Raw genomic sequence first — 18,264 nt, 5'->3', positions numbered from 1 at the left:
GGGATCTTATACGTATTGTACGAGGAAGGGGGATCTTTATGGGAAATATTACACCAAATGCATCACAACTTGAAGCTATCAATTCAATTGATGGACCATTGTTGATTTCGGCAGGACCTGGAACCGGAAAGACTGCAACTCTTGTTAATCGTTATGCAAATATGGTCAATAATTATGGAATAAATCCAGAAAATATTTTAATGGCAACATTTACAGAAAAAGCAGCTAAGGAAATAGTAACTCGTATTTCAGCCGTCATTCCAGATTTTGATTTAAATGATGTTTATATAGGAACTTTCCATTCTATTTGTTTAAGGATAGTAAGAGATAATATTGCCTTTGTTCCGGGATTAAAAAAGAACTTTACTCTTATGGATGACTTTGATCAGAAGTATTTTTTGTATCAGAAATTGACATACGACTTTTCAAAGTTGCCTAATTTCAGTTACTTAGATTTTGGAAATAGAGGTATTTGGGATAAAGCCTCAATTTTGGCGGATTGGTTAAATGGATTGGCAGAAGAACAAATCGATGTTCATGAATTACTTTGCTCTAAGAATCCGCAATTTGTGGCATTGGGAGAAGCTAAACAGCTATATGATCAGCTTCTGGAAAGAACAAATCGATTAGATTTTGCAACAATACAGGCAACTGCATATAAATTACTTTGTGATAATGAAAATATACTTCAAAAATATCAAGAACTTTTTAAGTATATGATGATAGACGAGTATCAGGATACAAACTCTATTCAAGAAAAAATCATTTTCTTATTATCTAAAACTCTAAATATATGTGTAGTTGGTGATGATGATCAATCTATGTATAGGTTTAGAGGGGCAACGATAAAAAATATCTTGGGATTTCAAGAGAAGTTTGAAGAAGGAAAATGTAAAGAAGTTAAGTTGACCACAAATTATCGATCTGAGCCAGAAATCATTGAGTTATATAATAAATGGATGACTGATTATTCTGAGGATTTTTTTTCTTGGAATGGATATAGAATTGAAAAGAAAATTGTGCCAAGTGAGGGCAAGATTAGAAAAACAGGTACTCCACCAGTTTTAAGTATTTCTGGTGACTCGGTTGAGGATTGGTGTAAAAACATATATGGTTTCTTAACCAATATGCGCGAAAATGGATACATAGATAATTATAATCAGGTTGCTTTTTTGTTTAGATCTGTAACAAATGATAAAGCAAAGCACCTAGCTAACTATTTAGAAGAACATGGTGTTCCGGTATATTCTCCTCGTTCAAAAATGTTTTTTGATAGAGAGGAGATAAAAGCCTGTATTGGAATAATTCTTCATTTGTTTAGTGATTTTGAAGAAGAACTTCTTGAAGACGACAGTCCTTGGTTTGAAGACATGGTTAATTATTATAATGAGTGTTTAGATGTTGCCTATGAACTGATGGATGAAGATTCAGCTCTTGAAGAGTGGGTTTCATACAGAATGAAAGAGTTAGATGACCTAAAAGGTAACACCGATTATGCCTTCACGAGATTGCTTTATCAAATGTTCACATTTGATTATTTTAAAAAAATTATTGATACGGATTTAGCATCGGGAGTTGCAGATCAGAGAGCGATACGTAATCTTGCAATTATGACCAATATTCTTTCTAAATTTGAATCAATTGAAAGAGTAGAAGTTATTTCAAGTGAAAAGAAAATTCGTATTTTGCAAAAATTATTTAGAACTTACTTTAGATTTCTGATGAAAGGTGGAATGGAAGAGTATCAGGATGAGAGTGAGTATGCGCCAAGTGGGTGTGTATCATTTATGACTGTTCATCAATCAAAAGGAATGGAGTTCCCTATTGTTATTGTAGATTCACTTTATGATACACCAAGAAAAGAAAATGAATCAATATTGAATGCTGTATATGATACATTCTCTGACAGAAACAATTTTGAACCAGAAGAAGATATAAAATTCTATGATTTTTGGAGAAGATACTATGTAGCATTTTCAAGAGCTGAAAGCCTATTGGTACTGACAACACCGATAGTATCAAGTGGAAGAAGTCAGTCTCCAAGCAGGTATTTTTGCTCATTATGGGATTCAATTATACCATATGACACAAATATGGATTTCGATGAATTCTGTTTTAGGGATGTTAAGAAATCAAAATTGAAACAGTCTTATGCATTTACTACAGATATTTCAAAGTATGAGAGATGTTCTCTTGAATATAAGATGTTTAGAGAATTAGGATTTAGCGAAATTAGAGTTGGATCAACTTTATTTGGATCCTTAGTACATGAAACAATTGAGGATATTCATGATGCTATTTTACGTGATGAGGCTGAAACAGTATTAGACAACTTAGAAGGATGGTTTGAACAAAATTATCAGGGGCTTGTATTAACAGAACATAGTTATTTGGCTCCTTCTTCTAAGGCTGCTGCCATGAGATATGTTTATAATTATTTTAATAATTCAAGAGACATGTGGGAGAATATTCGGGAAGCTGAGGTTAGATTAAGTTATCCTAATGATGACTATATTCTAAATGGACAGGTTGATATGTTAAAAGGGCAGGGAGATACTGTAGAAATTGTTGATTTCAAAACAGGTGATAAGCCTCAAAAGATGACAGATTCAATGCTTCAAAGTTATGAAAAGCAACTACAGGTATATGCTCATTTAGTAGAACAAAAATACGGTTTAGAAGTTTCACAAATGAAACTGTATTATTTGAGTGCTACAGAGGATCCTGTAATTGCATTTAAGAAAGATGAAAAGAGAATAGCTGATATGATGGATGAGTTTTCTGGAGTAGTTCATAAAATTGAAAACCATGATTATTCTACAAGAACAAAAGATACCTCTATTTGTAAGGATTGTGATATGAGATATTATTGTGGAAAATCTAACCCCAAAAAATAGGAGGAATTGTAAATGGAATATACAGGAAATGCTATATATGATTATGTTTATAATGAGGATTTAGACTATTATTTTTCCGCTGAGCATAATTGGATGCTTGTTTATGGAAATGCAGCTAGTATACCCAAAATAATGGTTTTTGCTAGTAAAGTGACAGATATAAATAGCAATTGTACGGATAACGAAATAAAAGAGGCAAATAAGGCATTTTCTATCGCAAGATATCTAAAATTACCTTTTATATTCGTACGTTTTATGGTAAATAATGACTTGGTGGGGATTTGGGAAGAAAGCGTTGGACAGTGGCAAACTGTTACATATGATCAACTTAGAGATATCTATGAGAGATATGGTGTTGTACAGCCAGGAACAGCCAGAAAACGTGTTAATCAATATACTTCGAGTCCTTACCATGATTGGCAGCGAAATAATCTTGGAAGAATTACCGTATCTGATTTTGACTTGATAAAGTATAACAACGGTCAAGTGCAGGAAATCATTGAATTGAAGAGATCAAAAATTCCTTTAAATACATGGACACCATATACCAATGATTATCCTAATTTTGCATTATTAATAAATGCAATAGTTGGTTCCGGAAAAAAAATACCTTTTACGTTGTATTACAATTTGATGAGAGCTGGTCAAATGGGAATGAGAGTAGAAGACACATCGCAAATTAAAGTATTTGATTTTATCATTCCCCCAAATATGATTTCAAGTCACCAGGTACAGTATTGTTTTCGCGGTTATTATAAACTGGACCAATTGCTGAATTAGTAAAGAATGGGAGGAATAAGTGTGACTAATCTTTCAGAATTAAGCAGACAAAGGATGCTTAGCTTTTTAGAAACAATTAAAGATAAAACAGATGATGATGGACTTAAGGCAATAAACGAAGTTGAAAATTTCATTAATGCAAAAAGATATGGTTTAGTATGGGAGGAACATGAAGAGTTTGTGGATGTACAAATAGCTCAAAAAGTTCCGGTATTTACAGAGGATGAATCAAAAAAAATAATAAATGATTCGGAAAAACCAATGAATTTTTTGCTAGAAGGAGATAACTTACATAGTTTATATTTGCTTGAAAAGACACATAAAGGGAAAATAGATCTTATCGTAATAGATCCGCCTTACAATAGAGGAAAGGATGATTTTAGATATGACGATGCTATTGTAGATGCAGAAGATGGATTTAGGCATTCAAAATGGCTTTCATTTATGAGTAAAAGACTTGTTCAGGCAAAAAAGCTATTATCAGAGACAGGCATAATAACAATAAATATAGATGAGCATGAGGTTGCTCCTCTGCTAATGCTTATGGAGGATATTTTTGGAGCACAAAATAATTTAGGAACGATAATATGGAATAAACAGAATCCAAAAGGCGATGCTCACAAGGTTTCTACAATGCACGAATATATAATTGTATTTGCAAACAATTATGAAAAGATTAAAGAAATGGATGGATTTGCAAGTCGAAAGAAACCGAATGCGAAAGCAATGTTAGCAAAAGCAAAACAATTATACTCTCAAATTGGAAAGAAAATATTGCCAGCAGAAGTGAAGGCATTAGCAAAGGTGTATGACTACCCAAGTGAGATTTTGGAACAGATGAAGGTTGAATACGATCTTGAAATGGTGAATAGAGAATTTGCAAATTGGCTTAAAACTCAGGATTTTTCATCTGGTGAGAAAGCATATAAATATATAGATGATAATGGCAGAGTGTATCGTGGAGTTTCTATGGCATGGCCGAATAAAAAGAAGGCTCCAGATGATTATTTTATTCCGCTAATTCATCCAGTTACAGGGAAAGAGTGCCCTGTCCCAGCTAGAGGTTGGCGAAACCCTCCAAGAACAATGGAAAAATTGATGAGAGAGGGCCGTATTATTTTTGGACCTGATGAGACAAAGCAACCAGAAAGAAAATATTTCTTAGATGAAAATATGACTGAGAACACTCCATCAATTTATAATAACGCAGATAGTGCAGATAGTTATATGAGTAAAATAGGAATATCATTTGAATATCCTAAGCCGGTGTCAGAAGTAAAATACCTGATTCAAAATTTACATCCTAATCCACAAATTGTATTAGATTTCTTTGCTGGTTCTGCAACAACAGGACATGCAGTGTTAGAGATAAATGAGGAGGAAAACAAGAATATTCAGTATATTCTTTGCACGAACAATCAGGATGGAATTGCTGAGAATACAGCATATAAAAGACTTCAGGTTGAATCTCAGAATTATGGAGCAAACCTAAAGTACTTTAGAACAGACTATATTCCTCGACAGCCTGAGGGAGAATCAGAGTTATCAGAAGAATTACTAGAACATATCGCTGAAATGGTTGAACTTGATTTTGGGTTAGATATAAAAACAAGTTCGGATATTCGCCTGGTTTTTGATGAAGAAGAATTGGATGATTTGTTCACTGATGATTCAATGAGTAATCTTACGATTTTTGTACCGAATTATGTTTTACTTAGAGGTGAACACGAGTACTATGCAGAACAAAAAAATATTAAGATTGTTAGAATACCAGATTACTATTTTGCAAACGAATTAAAGGAGGCTGGTGAATTATGATAAGATTTCCTAACGGAGGAGATTTGTTTGATTTTCAGAAAGATGCGAGCAGTTGGTTATTAGATCATACGTTAAATTTATTGAATGAAAATAATACTCTTATTGTTAAGGCTCCTACAGGAAGCGGGAAGACTATTATTTTATTAAATTATATAGATCAGTACCTAGATTACACACATGATAAGGTATCTTTTGTTTGGTTATCAATAGGAGCCGGTGAATTAGAAGAACAATCAAAAGATAAGATGGACAGCCTTTTACCTGATAGAAATTCTAAAACATTAGGAGATGCCTTACTTACTGGTTTTAATGAGGGAGATGTTACATTTATTAACTGGGAGGCTGTTAACCGAGCAGGAAACAAAGCAACACGAATTGGTGAAATGAAAAATATAATTGACCGAATTGCGGAAGCTCACAAGAAGGGAATATCTTTTATTCTTATTGTAGATGAAGAACATAGAAGCAATACTGGCAATTCGGCTGAATTTATGATGCACTTTTCAGCTAGCAATGTGATAAGAGTATCTGCAACTCCTATTCAAAATGATACGGCATTAAAATATGAGATTCCAGAGTCAGAAGTAATTGCCAGTGGATTAATTACTAGTGCAATGTACGTTAATGATGGTGTTTCTGATGATGCTGAAACAGATATGAGTACAGAGTATTCATATCTACTTGATTTGGCAATTAAAAAGAGAGATGAGATTCAGGCGGAATATGAAAAAATAAATAGAAAAATAAGACCGCTTGTAATTATTCAGTTTCCTGATTCATCAAATCGTTATATTGAAGAGGTTGAAACATACTTAAAGAATAGAGGATACTCATATGAAAATGGATTTGCCGCAAAATGGTTATCTGAAGAAAAAATAAATATTGATAATATTGAAGCACCTAACGCTACGCCGGTCTTTTTGTTGTGGAAACAAGCTCTTTCAACAGGATGGGATTGCCCACGTGCAAAAATTTTAGTTAAGCTCAGAGATAATATGAGTGATTCCTTTGAAATTCAGACTATTGGCCGTATTAGAAGAATGCCAGAAGCCAGACATTATGAAAATGATTTACTTGATAATTGTTACATGTATACCTTTGATGAAGAGTGGAAAGAAAAAGCACTCAAAGATCCATCAGCGTTTGAAACTAGAAGGGTTATGATAAAAGAAGAGGGAAGAGAACTTATTCTTACAAGAGAAGTAAGAGATTCGTCTTCTAGCAATTTCGGAGAGCGTGAAGTAAGAGAAATACTTTCAAGATATTTCGTGGATAAATATGATTTAAAGGCAGGATCAAGACTTCCATTGGAAGATAAAGAAGAAAATAAAAAGAAGATGGAAGCGGATTCATGGGTTTTTGGAACAGAAATAAGTCGAATTTATCTTAAAGGAAAATTTGTAAAAGTCTCTGATATTCTTTCAGCCGATGAAACAAAAAAGGGAGTGACGACAAGAGAAGTAAACACACATGATAATGGTCGTGATCTGATGCATATCATAAATGAATTGCATGGTATAATTTCTATTAGTGATAGTGTAATTCGTTCTATTGTAAAAACATTGTTTCATAGGCAGCAGTATAGAAGAGGGGATAATGTTTTAGCCCTGGACAATAGAGAATGGTATGCGTTTGTAATCAATAATAGGGATAGATTAAAAGAAGTATTTAGGGAAGTAAAAGCCAGAAATTTGGAAGAAAATCTTAAATACAAACAATTATCACTTGATTTGGGGGATATGGAAATGTTCTATAAAGAGCGTGAATTTAGAATTCCATTATCTGAGGTTTATAGAGTAGATTCACTTAGAAGTGATTTAAAAGGAAAATATTTATCAAAGAACGTGTATGAAAAATACGAAGAAACTATGGTTACGGAGAAAACTCGTTCAAAGATTGAACAGAAATTTGAATACTATTGTGATAAATGTGATAGTATCAAATGGTTTTATAAGAATGGGGACAAGGGTGATAAATATTTCTCTATAGCGTATAGAACTGGATTTGGTCAAGTAAGTTTGTTTTATCCGGATTATATCATACAGATGAAGAATGGTGATATTTGGATTATTGAAACAAAAGGAGGAGAACGCTCAGGCCACACCGACAATATTGATAAGATGTCTCCTATTAAGTTTGATGCGTTTAAGAAATATGTAACGAAACGACATCCTGAATTAAAATGGGGATTTGTAAGGGATATTGGAGAAAAATTGTTCCTTAACAATGAAGAATGGACAGAAGCTATTGCAGGAAGTGATAATTGGAAATCTATTGAGGAATTTTTCTAAATGGGGTGATTAAATGGCAAGAGGAAAAAGTCTCAAAATATTTATGATGGATGGAGATGCTGCCGGAAGATGGGTTTGTACATTGGCAGGTCGAACTACAAAGGCATATAGAATTCCGCGAGCACTATATAAAAAGTGTTGTGATATAGATGAGTTAAAAAGACCGGCTGTTTATTTGCTTTTTGGAGATGAAGATGATACAGGGCGGCCTGTAGTTTATATTGGCGAAACAGAAGATGCTTACACTCGATTAAAGGATCATGAGGATAAGAAGGATTATTGGAGTGAAGCAGTTGTGTTTGTAAGTCAAGATGATCATTTTAATAAAGCTCATGTAAAATACATAGAAGGTCGTTTATATGAAATTGCTAATCAAGTCGATAGATACACTGTCATGAACACACAAAAACCAACATCCGCATCAATTGCAATTGATGAGCAAGCTGAGATGGAGGATTTCATCGATAATGTGTCAGTACTTACATATGGTATGGGGCATAAAGTATTTGAGCCGCTAATCAAAAAGGAGGGCACTTCTGAGGACTTGTCTGATAAACAGGTTTTTGCTATCAAAACAAAGAATAACTCAGTAGATGCTAAAATGGTAAGAACTATTGAGGGCTATGTTGTACTAAAAGGAAGTAAAATAAGAGAAAGCGATACAAAATCTACACCTTCCTGGGCAAAGAAGAAGCGTGCACAGTTAATCTCGGAGGGAACAATAAAGGATGGAATATTTACAAGAGATGAATTATTCCATTCGCCCTCAGGTGCATCTGATTTAGTTACAGGAAATAGCACTAGTGGCAATAAAATGTGGAAAACAGAAGCGGGGATTACATTAGGAGAAATACTCGAAAAAGAAAAGTAAGATTGACAACAGAACAAATGTTCGATATAATAACTCTAGGTTCGCTACCTGGAGTTATTTTTATTTTGTTAAACAGAGCCAGTCAATATGTATCCCGATATTGGAGGTGGAATAAACTATTGGAACTCGAAGAGTATATTAAAGATGGCTTTGATGATTCGTTAAGGGATTATATTCAGTCGGAAGAATATGTCTCAGCAAAGCAGCAGGAGAGAAAGGCGCTGGATTATTTAGAAAGTTTACTTACCAAGGACCAGCAGCAGGCATTTCATTCATTCCTGGATGCAGCCACAAACTGTAATAGTATGCTTTTATCAGAAAGCTATATGCATGGAGTGGTAGAAGGTATAGCACTTAGAAATAAAGTAGTATCAGAATAGGTAGTAAAGAGACCGGCTTTGATTCCCTTTTGAGCTGGTTTTTCTTTGCAGATTTGGAGGCATTATGGCAGCAGGATTTAAACCGGGCGATAAAGCCTATATTGTAGAAAATAACAGAGTTGTCAGGGAGTGTACGATTGCACGAGCTTCTGGTAACCTGTTTGTAATTAGATTTGTAGATGGTGGAGGAATACAGCTTCCGGCACATAGGCTATTCGCTACGAAGGAAGCTGCAGAAGAGAGCATACCAAAAGTAGCTGCAGCAAAACCGCAGCGTGGTTACCGTTCACCATATGATTATTGGCATTAGAAACGTCAGTAAGTGTGGTTATTAAATATCTCTATGACGAATCAATAAAAGATACGGTTGTAGATGAGAATGTTTCCTATAAAGGAGTTTACATTTTCTACTACAGGTCTAGCACAAGAATTTTGAAATCACATAACTCGGCTCCGCTGTATTATGTAACTGGAGATAGTAACTTAAAAAAATCGAACTTTTTCACAAAAGGGGGTTGACTAATAAATAAATCATGTTATAATTAAATCAATTATATAGCAGTGCCTCAGTTTCAACTTTTGCTGGCTGAGATCTACCTAGTGGTTTGATTCGCGCGTGTACGACGATTATTTTGAGTTGTGTCCTGCGGGATACGACTCTTTTTTTGTTGTTAAGTGAGGGCTGCAGAAAGGAGATAATTATTTTTTTGTAACCGTAAACTTTTCAACAATTTTTTTTTGGAGGTATTAATTTATGAACAAAGTAACTAATGTTATTTTAGCAATTTTAGGTCAGACCAAATTTGGTAAGTCAACTTTACTGGCTCTGTTATCATGTATTTTTATGAGGTTTCTTAGAATTTTCTCGAAGTCCAACGGTCGTACGAAAACTCTTACAGAATACTGGTACGACAAAGATAATGAGAACAAGGATATTTGGATTAGACACATTGACGTTCGGTGGAGTGAATGCCTGGGGGGAAATAAAAATGAGCTCGAAGCCTATAATACTAATCTGAAGAACAAACCGGCGCTGGTAAAGGGGCTTGGATTACAGCCTTTGAAAGAAGGAGATAACCCGCGTAAGTATTTGGAAGAGAAGCTAGACGAGTTGTTAGAACGTCCGATTACAGATGAGGAAATTGAAAAACTTCTCTGTACGAAGGACCTGGACTCCTGTATTCGTAAAATTGTAGTTCGTGTTCCTGCCAATGACATTCTGAAAGCATATATGGAGAAGTATGACGTCGAAATTTCGATACGTGATACGAAAGGATTGCTTGACTTCAGTGTCGACGACGAACTTGACAAATCAGACGCAAACCTGACAGAGATTGGTTTGGATAAAATTGATGGTGCTATTTTTGGATGCAGTGAAAGTTATCCAAATGTAATTCAAGAAATTTATGCAGATACATTAAAGAATGTATTTAAATCGGTTCCAACGTTCTTTATGGCTCGTGACCAGCGCATGTTTATGGCTTTTGGAAAAAAGGAATCTTTTTCAGCAGATGATGTAGATAATTTTATTACCAGTATCCAGGATAGGAGCAATCCGGATTACGAAGATATGGATGATATGTTTTTTAATGATACCAATGAATTGTTCGAGGATTTGGGCATCATGCATATGGAAAATGGGGAGTATGTGTTTTCAGAGGTATACTTTGGAAAAAATGAGACGACATTCTTGTTTCCGACATCGACAACTCTTAAAAAGTTTGGATCGGGAAGAGTGGAAGAGGACGAGCTTACCCAAGCCGCCGACGTGAGGTTTTTGCAGATGGTTGTATCGGTTTCGGTGTTAAAAATGGTTTCATTGATTATCGGTTTCCGTAAGAATATTGACAGCATTAAAAAAGATGGACACGCTAGAAGGCTTATGTATGCTGCAGCACAGAAGACAAAAGGAGAATTGTTAGTAGATTTCGATAGGTATGATAACGCATCACATGGATATTCGGCAACCGATTATTGTAAGCCACAGTTAAAATGTGCTTCAAAAGCAAGTATTTTAACAAACATTGATAATAAAGACGTGGACATTTTAGGTCCGAATGGTGGTATTACAACGCGGAATAACGGTAAATTGAAATTTTATACAGCAGCGGTAGTTGCTGTATCTGCTAGAAAGTGGCTCGACAGAATTATCAGCGCCGTTGAGGTGACAGCTGACATCTGCGACAGTACCGGAAAACCGTTGTTCTCTGGCTTATCTGGAAATTACCAGGCACAGACACAGCTTGTTAAAAGTGTATTGCGTAACTGCCTCTATAAGGAATACACCGATACACAGGCGACGTTACAGTATCACTTGTGTGTCGATAGATACAAGGCAGAATTTGGTATTCAGGAAAGACGTAATGCTCCTACATTACAGAATGCTTTTGAACAGACAGTAGAAATCATTGTTAACGATTTTTGTAACTCTCTTCATTGAGCGTAATCATAATGATTGAGTTAGAAAGTTAGTGAAATTGTCGAGGCGAGCTGATAAGAATTAGCTTATCAGCTCGGCCTATAGAAGGTGAGGAATTGTTATGAATACAGAGAAAATTACACTTGATTTGGGCGAAGAAGCAAGACGATTGGCAGAGATAACAGGTTTGTCAGAGGAAGTAACATATGCCTATGTGATTGCAGAAGATAAGTATTGTGACCAGATTGGATTAAATGTGTATGGTGATGAGGAACACAGCATGAATGGTAATTATGTGCTTGATGTTGAAAAAATGTTGCAATTCATCTCAACGGAGACAGGTATTGAATTGAAAACATGTGAAATGCTTGATGCTGCTGAAATGCAATATTATGAAGAAATAGGACTTGTTAGCTAAATATTACCGGGAATGATAATCAAACAGAAAATTTATTTTGATGTGGGAGGTAATGAATGGTAAAAGAACAAGAAGCATTGTACATTGGCGACCATAAGGTGGGATATCGGGCCATCAAGAACAATGAACGCGGTGTTATGTACAAGAAAAATAATGAGGAGATTTTTCAACCGTGTTCGACGTTTATACAGGATATTCTTACTGGACCTTGTATTATTGTTAATCAGGGAAAAGAATAATTAAATATGTATGCACATAAAACTTGGTATATCGAATGCGTATATATCAGTAACGCTCTAGTATATTAATTTGCTTGAAGGTGCTGCCTATATAAGTGGTAAGCCGGAGTAAAAGTGGACAGATAATGTCTATTTTACTCCGGCTTATTTTTTTTTGAATCAGTTCATAAAGAGCACCTATAAAAAAGTGAAATTTTTTTTCTAATGGTTCATTACATGAACCGTTTGAAGTTTATCTTTTAGAAAACGAAGCAAAGAAAGGAGGGGACAGGCTGATGACGGCGAATGCGCGACGTCAGGAGATCGTTGAGATTCTATCTGACAGACGCTCTGAGAAAATTGAAAATCTAATGTCAGAATTTAATGTAAGTCGTAGCACTATAAAGCGCGATATTGAAGAACTCAGCCTGTCCTATCCGATCTACTCTGTTTCAGGGAATGGGGGAGGCATTCGTGTAGCTGACGGATGGTACTCAAATCGCAGATATCTGAAACCGGTGCAAGAAGAACTCTTGATCAAGTTAAAATCTGGACTGCAGCCAGATGACATACAAGTGATGGAAAGCATTCTTGCTGCTTTCGCAAAACCTAAAATTGATAGAAAGGATTGTAAAGCATGGTGAAAATTTTTGTGTGTTCCCCATATAGAGGGGATACAAAAGCTAACATCGAACAAGCATGTGGGTATTGTCGACAGGTGATTGACGCCGGCAACATTCCAATTGCACCGCATGTAATGTTTTCAAATTGTCTGGATGACAGCGTTCTAGAGGAAAGGACCGTTGGAATTCAGATGGGCTTGGAGCTTATGGAGCTCTGTTCAGAAGTTTGGGTGTTTGGCCCACCAACAGAAGGTATGAAGTTTGAAATTGCGAAGGCTGAGGAGCTTGGCATTACGATTAAGTTCCACGACCAGAAAGGACAGGTGGATTATGACAATCATTGAAGCAATAAACAATACAGCGAAGGCACTAACAAATTTGTCTAAGGTGTTGGTAGCTGTTGCAGAACAGACAGAAGGAATTCCTGCTAAGGAAGCAGTAAATATTCCGGCTAAGAAGGAAGAGAAAAAGGCTGCATCTTCTGAAGAAACAGTAACCATTGAACAGGTTAGAGCTGTATTAGCTGAGAAGTCACAGGCAGGATTAACTGCACAGGTTAAGACATTGTTGGAGTCTTTTGGCGCTAATAAATTATCTGCGGTAAAACCGGAAGATTATGCAGCAGTATTGGCTGAAGCAAAGAAATTGTAGGAGGACATAATGATGAGTGAATTTAGTAGAGGCGACATTATTTTTGTGGAAAAACCTATTCAGGGTAAGCATGGACACGTGACAGCAGGAAATCACCCTGCGGTGATTGTTCAGAATCAGGCGGGTAATACATTTTCAGACAATCTCATTATTGCTTATTTAACTTCACAGCTTAAGAGATTGGAGATGCCAACTCATGTAGTGCTTCAGTGGTACCCAGGTTTGAAGAAAACGTCTGTTGTTCAGACTGAGCAGCTTGCGACAATTTCAAAAGGAGACGTGCTTTCTGTTATTGACCATTTAACAGATGCAGATATGGCGAGAGTGGATGCTGCACTTGTTGCATCACTCGGATTGGCCGGATAGGAGGGAATATGGCAACACCAGAGATACACAGTATCCTTGGTGCCTCATCAGCGGACAGATGGATGCATTGTACTCCATCTGCTCGCTTGACTGAAAGCATGGAGGATGAAGGAAGCGTGTTTGCTGCGGAAGGTACAGCGGCGCATGCATTAGCGGAATGGAAGGTCCGCAAATTTTTGAAAATGAGAGCCGGTAGAAGACCAGCCAGTGATTATTGGACAGATGAGATGGAGGAAACAACATCTGACTACTGCGAATATATCATGGATTTAGTTGGACAGGCAAAGACACATTGTAAGGATCCAGTCACACTCATTGAACAGCACTTAGATTTTTCCTGTTATGTTCCAGATGGTTTTGGCACCGGAGATTTTCTCTTGGTAGCTGATAAGGAATTAAATGTAGTGGATTTCAAGTATGGAAGGGGTGTGGCTGTGTATGCAGACCATAATCCGCAGATGATGTTATATGCGCTGGGTGCATTAAATCTGTTTGATTGTTTGTATGACATTGAGCAGGTAACGATGACTATTTTTCAGCCAAGATTATCGAGCATCAGTACTTGGACTATTTCCACAGAAGAACTTTATCAGTGGGCCGAGGAGGAATTAAAGCCTAAGGCAGAGCTTGCAGCAAAAGGTGAGGGCGACTTCGTTTCAGGCTCTTGGTGCAGATTTTGTAAAGCAAGAAACACTTGTCGCGCAAGAGCTGAGAGCTTTTTAGAACTTGCAAAGATGGAGTTTCAGCCGCCAGCACTTTTATCGGATGAAGAAGTAGCTGAGGTTATGGAAAAAGCGGATGAGCTTAATAAATGGGCCAGTGATGTTATGGCATATGCACAAGCAGAGGCTATTGAAAATGGTAAGCACTGGAATGGTTATAAGCTCGTGGAAGGTAGGTCGGTTCGTAGGTTTACCGATGAGAGCAAGGTAGAAGCTGCTGCAAAGGAAGCTGGGTATACAGATATTTATAACAAGTCACTTATTACCTTGACTGCTTTTGAGAAGCTCATGGGCAAGGAGAAGTTCAGTGAAATCTTAGGAAAGTTTGTCACAAAGCCTGCAGGTAAATTAACGCTTGTTCCGGTGAGCGATAAAAGACCGGAAGTATCCGTAAATACAGTAAATGATGAATTTCAGGAGGACTAGGAATTATGGCTAAGATTATGAATGGTAACAGAGTAGTAACAAATGAAGTAAGACTTTCATACGCAAATGTATGGCAGCCAAAGAGTATCAATGGAAGTGATGAGAAGTACAGTGTTTCTCTTATTATTCCTAAGAGTGATACAGAGACGATTGAACTTATCAATAAGGCAATTGACCAGGCAATTACAGATGGTATTTCTAAGTTTGGCGGTAAGAAGCCGAATAAGGCTGCTTTAAAGTTGCCTTTGAGAGACGGTGACGTAGAGAAGGATGATGAAGCATACGAGGACGCATATTTTATTAACTGTAATTCCAAGACTGCACCTCAGATTGTAGGTCTTGATAGAATGCCTATCACTGACGAGACAGAGGTTTATAGCGGCTGCTATGCAAGGGTATCCATCAATTTCTATGCGTTTAATACAAATGGAAATAAAGGTATCGCGTGCGGTCTTGGTAATATCCAGAAGACCAGAGACGGTGAGAGCTTAGGTGGAGGTAGAGTTTCGGCGGCGGACGATTTTGGCGGAGCTGATGATGACGATTTCTTAAGCTAAGCAGAAGATGCAATTAAAGCAGGAGGCCCGGAGGGTTACTCCCTCTGGGTGCTTCCAATCAACCACTTAAAACTAAGAAAGGTGATAGAAAAATGGAAAGATTGAATATTGATATAGAAACTTATAGTGAAGCAGATCTTACGAAGTCGGGTGTCTATAAATACGTAGATAAATCTTCCGGCTTTGAAGTTCTGCTTTTTGGTTATGCAGTTGATGGAGGTCCTGTTAAGGTTATTGATCTTGCAAGTGGTGAAATGATACCGCAGGAGATTATAAAAGCCCTTCAGGATCCAAAGGTTCTAAAGTATGCATTTAATGCACAGTTTGAACGTGTGTGTTTGAGCGCATATCTTGGTAAGTATTTAGAACCGGAGAGTTGGCGCTGCACAATGGTGGCTTCTCTATATTTAGGACTGCCGGGTTCTTTAGCACAAGTGGGTACGGTGCTTGGTGTGGAAAAACAGAAGTTGGAGTCTGGTAAGGATTTAATTAAATACTTCTCAATTCCATGTAAGGCAACAAAGACCAATGGTGGTCGGACCAGAAATATTCCAGAGAATGCTCCTGACAAGTGGCAGCAATTTAAAGAATATAACAAGCGCGATGTGGAAACCGAAATGGAGATATTTAACCGAGTAAATATGTTTCCGGTGCCTGATTTCCTTTGGAAGCAGTATGCAGAGGACCAGAGAATAAACGACTTAGGCATTGAAATGGATATGGATTTAGTATCTCAGGCTATCAAATGTGATGAAGAGTTCAGAGCTAAATATTTAAAAAGAGCGCAGCAGCTTACAGGACTTGAAAATCCGAACTCACCTATTCAGCTAAAGGAATGGATTCAGTCAAAAGGTGTGGAAATGGAGTCACTTGCTAAGGCGGAAGTTGCTGAGGTTATGGATACAGTAACTGGTGATGTCAAAGAGGTATTAGAGCTAAGACAGCTTCTTTCTAAATCTTCAGTGAAGAAATATGCGGCTATGGAAAATTGCCGGTGTAGTGATGGCAGGGCACATGGACTTTTGCAGTTTTATGGTGCTAATAGAACTGGACGCTGGGCAGGGAGACTTATTCAGGTGCAGAACCTTCCACAGAATCACATTCCTGATTTAAAGGTAGCAAGGGACCTGGTGAAGAATGGTTGCTTTGAAGCAATAGAGCTTTTATATGATTCCATTCCAGATACTTTATCTCAGCTTATCCGTACAGCTTTTGTACCGAAAAGTGGTTGCAAGTTTATTGTTGCTGACTTTAGTGCAATTGAAGCGAGAGTAATTGCATGGCTCGCGGGAGAAGGTTGGCGTCAGGAGGTGTTCAAAAATAATGGTGATATATATTGTGCTTCCGCTTCACAGATGTTTGGCGTTCCTGTTGAGAAGCATGGTAAAAATGCGCACCTTCGTCAGAAAGGTAAAATTGCGGAGTTGGCTTTGGGCTATGGAGGCGGAAAGGGTGCGATGATTTCCATGGGCGCACTTGATATGGGAATAGCCGAGGAGGAAATACAGCCAATTGTCGATTCTTGGAGACAGGCCAATCCGAACATTGTATCTCTTTGGTGGGATATTCATAAATGCGTGATCAAGGCAGTTCGTGAACGTAAACCGCAGCAGTATAAGTGCCTGAGCTTTATATATGAAAAGGGCATTTTGTTTATTGGACTTCCAAGTGGCAGACGCTTGGCTTATGTGAAGCCTTCTGTTTATAGAAATGAATATGACAGAGACGAGATTTCATATATGGGAGTAGATGCATCAAAGAAGTGGGGGCCTATTTCATCATACGGACCAAAATTTGTTGAGAACATTATCCAGGCCATGAGCCGCGATATTTTAGCAGAAGCGATGAGCAGACTTATGGCAGCGGGATATAAGATTGTAATGCATGTACATGACGAGGCAGTAGTTGAGGCGCCAATGGACGCGAGCCTTGAGGAGGTTTGCCAGATTATGTCGATAACACCGGATTGGACCCCGGGCCTCATATTAAATGCAGCCGGGTATGAATGTGAATTTTATCAGAAGGATTAGGAGGATTTTATTATGAATACAGAGTTACAGATTTTTAATAACAGTGAGTTTGGCTCAATAAGAACAACAGTAATTGATGGAAAGCCATATTTTTGTGGAAGTGATGTTGCATCAGCGCTTGGATATAAAAGACCAAATGATGCAATTTCAGCACATTGTAGGGCTACGGTGAAATGCAGTACCCCTATAAGTGGAAAGGTTCAGGAAATTAACTTTATTTCAGAAGGTGATGTGTATCGGTTGATTATTAGAAGCAAACTTCCTAATGCAGAGCGTTTTGAAGGTTGGGTATTTGATGAGGTGTTACCTTCTATTAGAAAACATGGAATGTATGCAGCGGAGGAGCTTCTTAATAATCCAGATTTATTTATCAGTGCGTTACAGCAGTTGAAAATAGAAAGGGAACGTACGAAAAATCTGCAGTTACAGATTGCACAGAATCAGCAAATCATTAATGAAATGAAGCCAAAGGCAAGTTATTATGACATGATTTTGCAAAATAAAAGTACAGTTCCGATTTCACAGATAGCAAAGGATTATGGTATGTCCGGCAGAGCATTTAATGCGATGCTTCATGATTTGGGAGTTCAGTTTAAGCAGGGGAATACCTGGTTGCTTTATAGCAAATATCAGAACAATGGTTATACACAATCAAGAACGCATGCTATTGATGCTGAGAGAAGTGTGATGCATACCTATTGGACACAAAAGGGACGTCTGTTTTTATATGATCTTTTGAAAAACCAGAAGAACCTGCTTCCTGTAATTGAAAGAGATGTTGCGGCATAAGGAGGAGA

At 37.1% G+C, this 18,264-nt stretch carries 18 protein-coding genes; all 18 read left to right on the top strand.

Translation table 11 applies throughout. The features are described 5' to 3' along the window. The first annotated feature begins 38 nt into the window (after positions 1-38). The 18 genes from ACTNC0_RS06800 (at position 39) to ACTNC0_RS06715 (ending at position 18,256) form a co-directional block, all read left to right on the top strand. Complete coding sequence (locus ACTNC0_RS06800; RefSeq protein ID WP_441086822.1) at positions 39-2,897, top strand: ATP-dependent helicase; 2,859 nt, start codon at positions 39-41, stop codon at positions 2,895-2,897. A 12-nt stretch (positions 2,898-2,909) separates the two neighbouring features. Then, a complete protein-coding gene (locus tag ACTNC0_RS06795) occupies positions 2,910-3,677 on the top strand; it encodes a hypothetical protein (protein WP_441086821.1) in 768 nt (255 codons plus the stop codon). Positions 3,678-3,698: 21 nt separating this feature from the next. After that, positions 3,699-5,495: a site-specific DNA-methyltransferase gene (locus ACTNC0_RS06790; RefSeq protein ID WP_441086820.1), complete on the top strand. Its 1,797-nt coding sequence runs from the start codon at positions 3,699-3,701 to the stop codon at positions 5,493-5,495. After that, the gene (locus tag ACTNC0_RS06785) at positions 5,492-7,786 is read left to right on the top strand and encodes a DEAD/DEAH box helicase (RefSeq protein WP_441086819.1); all 2,295 of its coding nucleotides are present in this window, start codon (positions 5,492-5,494) and stop codon (positions 7,784-7,786) included. Before ACTNC0_RS06790 ends, ACTNC0_RS06785 begins: the two co-directional genes overlap by 4 nt. 13 nt (positions 7,787-7,799) lie before the next feature. Continuing rightward, entirely contained in the window at positions 7,800-8,657 is an 858-nt protein-coding gene (locus ACTNC0_RS06780) for a GIY-YIG nuclease family protein (RefSeq protein WP_441086818.1), read from the top strand. A 119-nt stretch (positions 8,658-8,776) separates the two neighbouring features. Then, positions 8,777-9,037: a DUF6809 family protein gene (locus ACTNC0_RS06775; RefSeq protein WP_441086817.1), complete on the top strand. Its 261-nt coding sequence runs from the start codon at positions 8,777-8,779 to the stop codon at positions 9,035-9,037. Between the two features lie 64 nt (positions 9,038-9,101). Beyond that, positions 9,102-9,347, top strand: a complete 246-nt coding sequence (locus tag ACTNC0_RS06770) for a hypothetical protein (RefSeq protein WP_441086816.1) — start codon at positions 9,102-9,104, stop codon at positions 9,345-9,347. Positions 9,348-9,791: 444 nt separating this feature from the next. Continuing rightward, positions 9,792-11,477 (top strand): hypothetical protein, encoded by a 1,686-nt coding sequence (locus ACTNC0_RS06765; protein ID WP_441086815.1) that lies wholly within the window; start codon positions 9,792-9,794, stop codon positions 11,475-11,477. Between the two features lie 100 nt (positions 11,478-11,577). After that, positions 11,578-11,874 carry a hypothetical protein gene (locus ACTNC0_RS06760; RefSeq protein ID WP_441086814.1) on the top strand — a complete coding sequence of 99 codons (297 nt, stop codon included), beginning with the start codon at positions 11,578-11,580 and terminating at the stop codon, positions 11,872-11,874. 56 nt (positions 11,875-11,930) lie between these two features. Next, positions 11,931-12,113: a hypothetical protein gene (locus tag ACTNC0_RS06755; protein ID WP_441086813.1), complete on the top strand. Its 183-nt coding sequence runs from the start codon at positions 11,931-11,933 to the stop codon at positions 12,111-12,113. A 275-nt stretch (positions 12,114-12,388) separates the two neighbouring features. Beyond that, positions 12,389-12,736, top strand: a complete 348-nt coding sequence (locus ACTNC0_RS06750) for an HTH domain-containing protein (RefSeq protein ID WP_441086812.1) — start codon at positions 12,389-12,391, stop codon at positions 12,734-12,736. Next, complete coding sequence (locus ACTNC0_RS06745; RefSeq protein ID WP_441086811.1) at positions 12,730-13,059, top strand: DUF7768 domain-containing protein; 330 nt, start codon at positions 12,730-12,732, stop codon at positions 13,057-13,059. Before ACTNC0_RS06750 ends, ACTNC0_RS06745 begins: the two co-directional genes overlap by 7 nt. Further along, positions 13,046-13,366, top strand: coding sequence for a DNA ligase (locus ACTNC0_RS06740; RefSeq protein ID WP_441086810.1), 321 nt, complete (start codon positions 13,046-13,048; stop codon positions 13,364-13,366). Before ACTNC0_RS06745 ends, ACTNC0_RS06740 begins: the two co-directional genes overlap by 14 nt. 12 nt (positions 13,367-13,378) lie before the next feature. Continuing rightward, entirely contained in the window at positions 13,379-13,732 is a 354-nt protein-coding gene (locus ACTNC0_RS06735; protein ID WP_441086808.1) for a type II toxin-antitoxin system PemK/MazF family toxin, read from the top strand. An 8-nt stretch (positions 13,733-13,740) separates the two neighbouring features. Beyond that, on the top strand, positions 13,741-14,880 hold the full coding sequence (locus ACTNC0_RS06730) for a DUF2800 domain-containing protein (protein ID WP_441086807.1): 1,140 nt from the start codon (positions 13,741-13,743) through the stop codon (positions 14,878-14,880). Between the two features lie 5 nt (positions 14,881-14,885). Continuing rightward, positions 14,886-15,437 (top strand): DUF2815 family protein, encoded by a 552-nt coding sequence (locus tag ACTNC0_RS06725; protein ID WP_441086806.1) that lies wholly within the window; start codon positions 14,886-14,888, stop codon positions 15,435-15,437. 92 nt (positions 15,438-15,529) lie between these two features. Next, a complete protein-coding gene (locus ACTNC0_RS06720; RefSeq protein WP_441086805.1) occupies positions 15,530-17,467 on the top strand; it encodes a DNA polymerase in 1,938 nt (645 codons plus the stop codon). Positions 17,468-17,479: 12 nt separating this feature from the next. Beyond that, positions 17,480-18,256 (top strand): phage antirepressor, encoded by a 777-nt coding sequence (locus tag ACTNC0_RS06715; RefSeq protein WP_441086804.1) that lies wholly within the window; start codon positions 17,480-17,482, stop codon positions 18,254-18,256. Positions 18,257-18,264 lie beyond the last annotated feature (8 nt).

Source organism: Blautia sp. HCP3S3_B11, assembly GCF_052064435.1.
GTDB lineage: Bacteria > Bacillota > Clostridia > Lachnospirales > Lachnospiraceae > Blautia_A.
Note: the sequence above shows the minus strand (reverse complement) of the source record. Positions and strands in the feature narration are given on the sequence as shown.

What these genes read in the sequence shown, in the direction of transcription:
- ACTNC0_RS06770 (WP_441086816.1), top strand. Translation starts at nt 9,102, where the DNA reads ATGGCAGCAGGATTTAAACCGGGCGATAAAGCCTATATTGTAGAAAAT.
- ACTNC0_RS06745 (WP_441086811.1), top strand. Translation starts at nt 12,730, where the DNA reads ATGGTGAAAATTTTTGTGTGTTCCCCATATAGAGGGGATACAAAAGCT.
- ACTNC0_RS06755 (WP_441086813.1), top strand. Translation starts at nt 11,931, where the DNA reads ATGGTAAAAGAACAAGAAGCATTGTACATTGGCGACCATAAGGTGGGA.
- ACTNC0_RS06795 (WP_441086821.1), top strand. Translation starts at nt 2,910, where the DNA reads ATGGAATATACAGGAAATGCTATATATGATTATGTTTATAATGAGGAT.
- ACTNC0_RS06730 (WP_441086807.1), top strand. Translation starts at nt 13,741, where the DNA reads ATGGCAACACCAGAGATACACAGTATCCTTGGTGCCTCATCAGCGGAC.
- ACTNC0_RS06750 (WP_441086812.1), top strand. Translation starts at nt 12,389, where the DNA reads ATGACGGCGAATGCGCGACGTCAGGAGATCGTTGAGATTCTATCTGAC.
- ACTNC0_RS06740 (WP_441086810.1), top strand. Translation starts at nt 13,046, where the DNA reads ATGACAATCATTGAAGCAATAAACAATACAGCGAAGGCACTAACAAAT.
- ACTNC0_RS06765 (WP_441086815.1), top strand. Translation starts at nt 9,792, where the DNA reads ATGAACAAAGTAACTAATGTTATTTTAGCAATTTTAGGTCAGACCAAA.
- ACTNC0_RS06800 (WP_441086822.1), top strand. Translation starts at nt 39, where the DNA reads ATGGGAAATATTACACCAAATGCATCACAACTTGAAGCTATCAATTCA.
- ACTNC0_RS06715 (WP_441086804.1), top strand. Translation starts at nt 17,480, where the DNA reads ATGAATACAGAGTTACAGATTTTTAATAACAGTGAGTTTGGCTCAATA.
- ACTNC0_RS06780 (WP_441086818.1), top strand. Translation starts at nt 7,800, where the DNA reads ATGGCAAGAGGAAAAAGTCTCAAAATATTTATGATGGATGGAGATGCT.
- ACTNC0_RS06725 (WP_441086806.1), top strand. Translation starts at nt 14,886, where the DNA reads ATGGCTAAGATTATGAATGGTAACAGAGTAGTAACAAATGAAGTAAGA.
- ACTNC0_RS06785 (WP_441086819.1), top strand. Translation starts at nt 5,492, where the DNA reads ATGATAAGATTTCCTAACGGAGGAGATTTGTTTGATTTTCAGAAAGAT.
- ACTNC0_RS06720 (WP_441086805.1), top strand. Translation starts at nt 15,530, where the DNA reads ATGGAAAGATTGAATATTGATATAGAAACTTATAGTGAAGCAGATCTT.
- ACTNC0_RS06760 (WP_441086814.1), top strand. Translation starts at nt 11,578, where the DNA reads ATGAATACAGAGAAAATTACACTTGATTTGGGCGAAGAAGCAAGACGA.
- ACTNC0_RS06735 (WP_441086808.1), top strand. Translation starts at nt 13,379, where the DNA reads ATGAGTGAATTTAGTAGAGGCGACATTATTTTTGTGGAAAAACCTATT.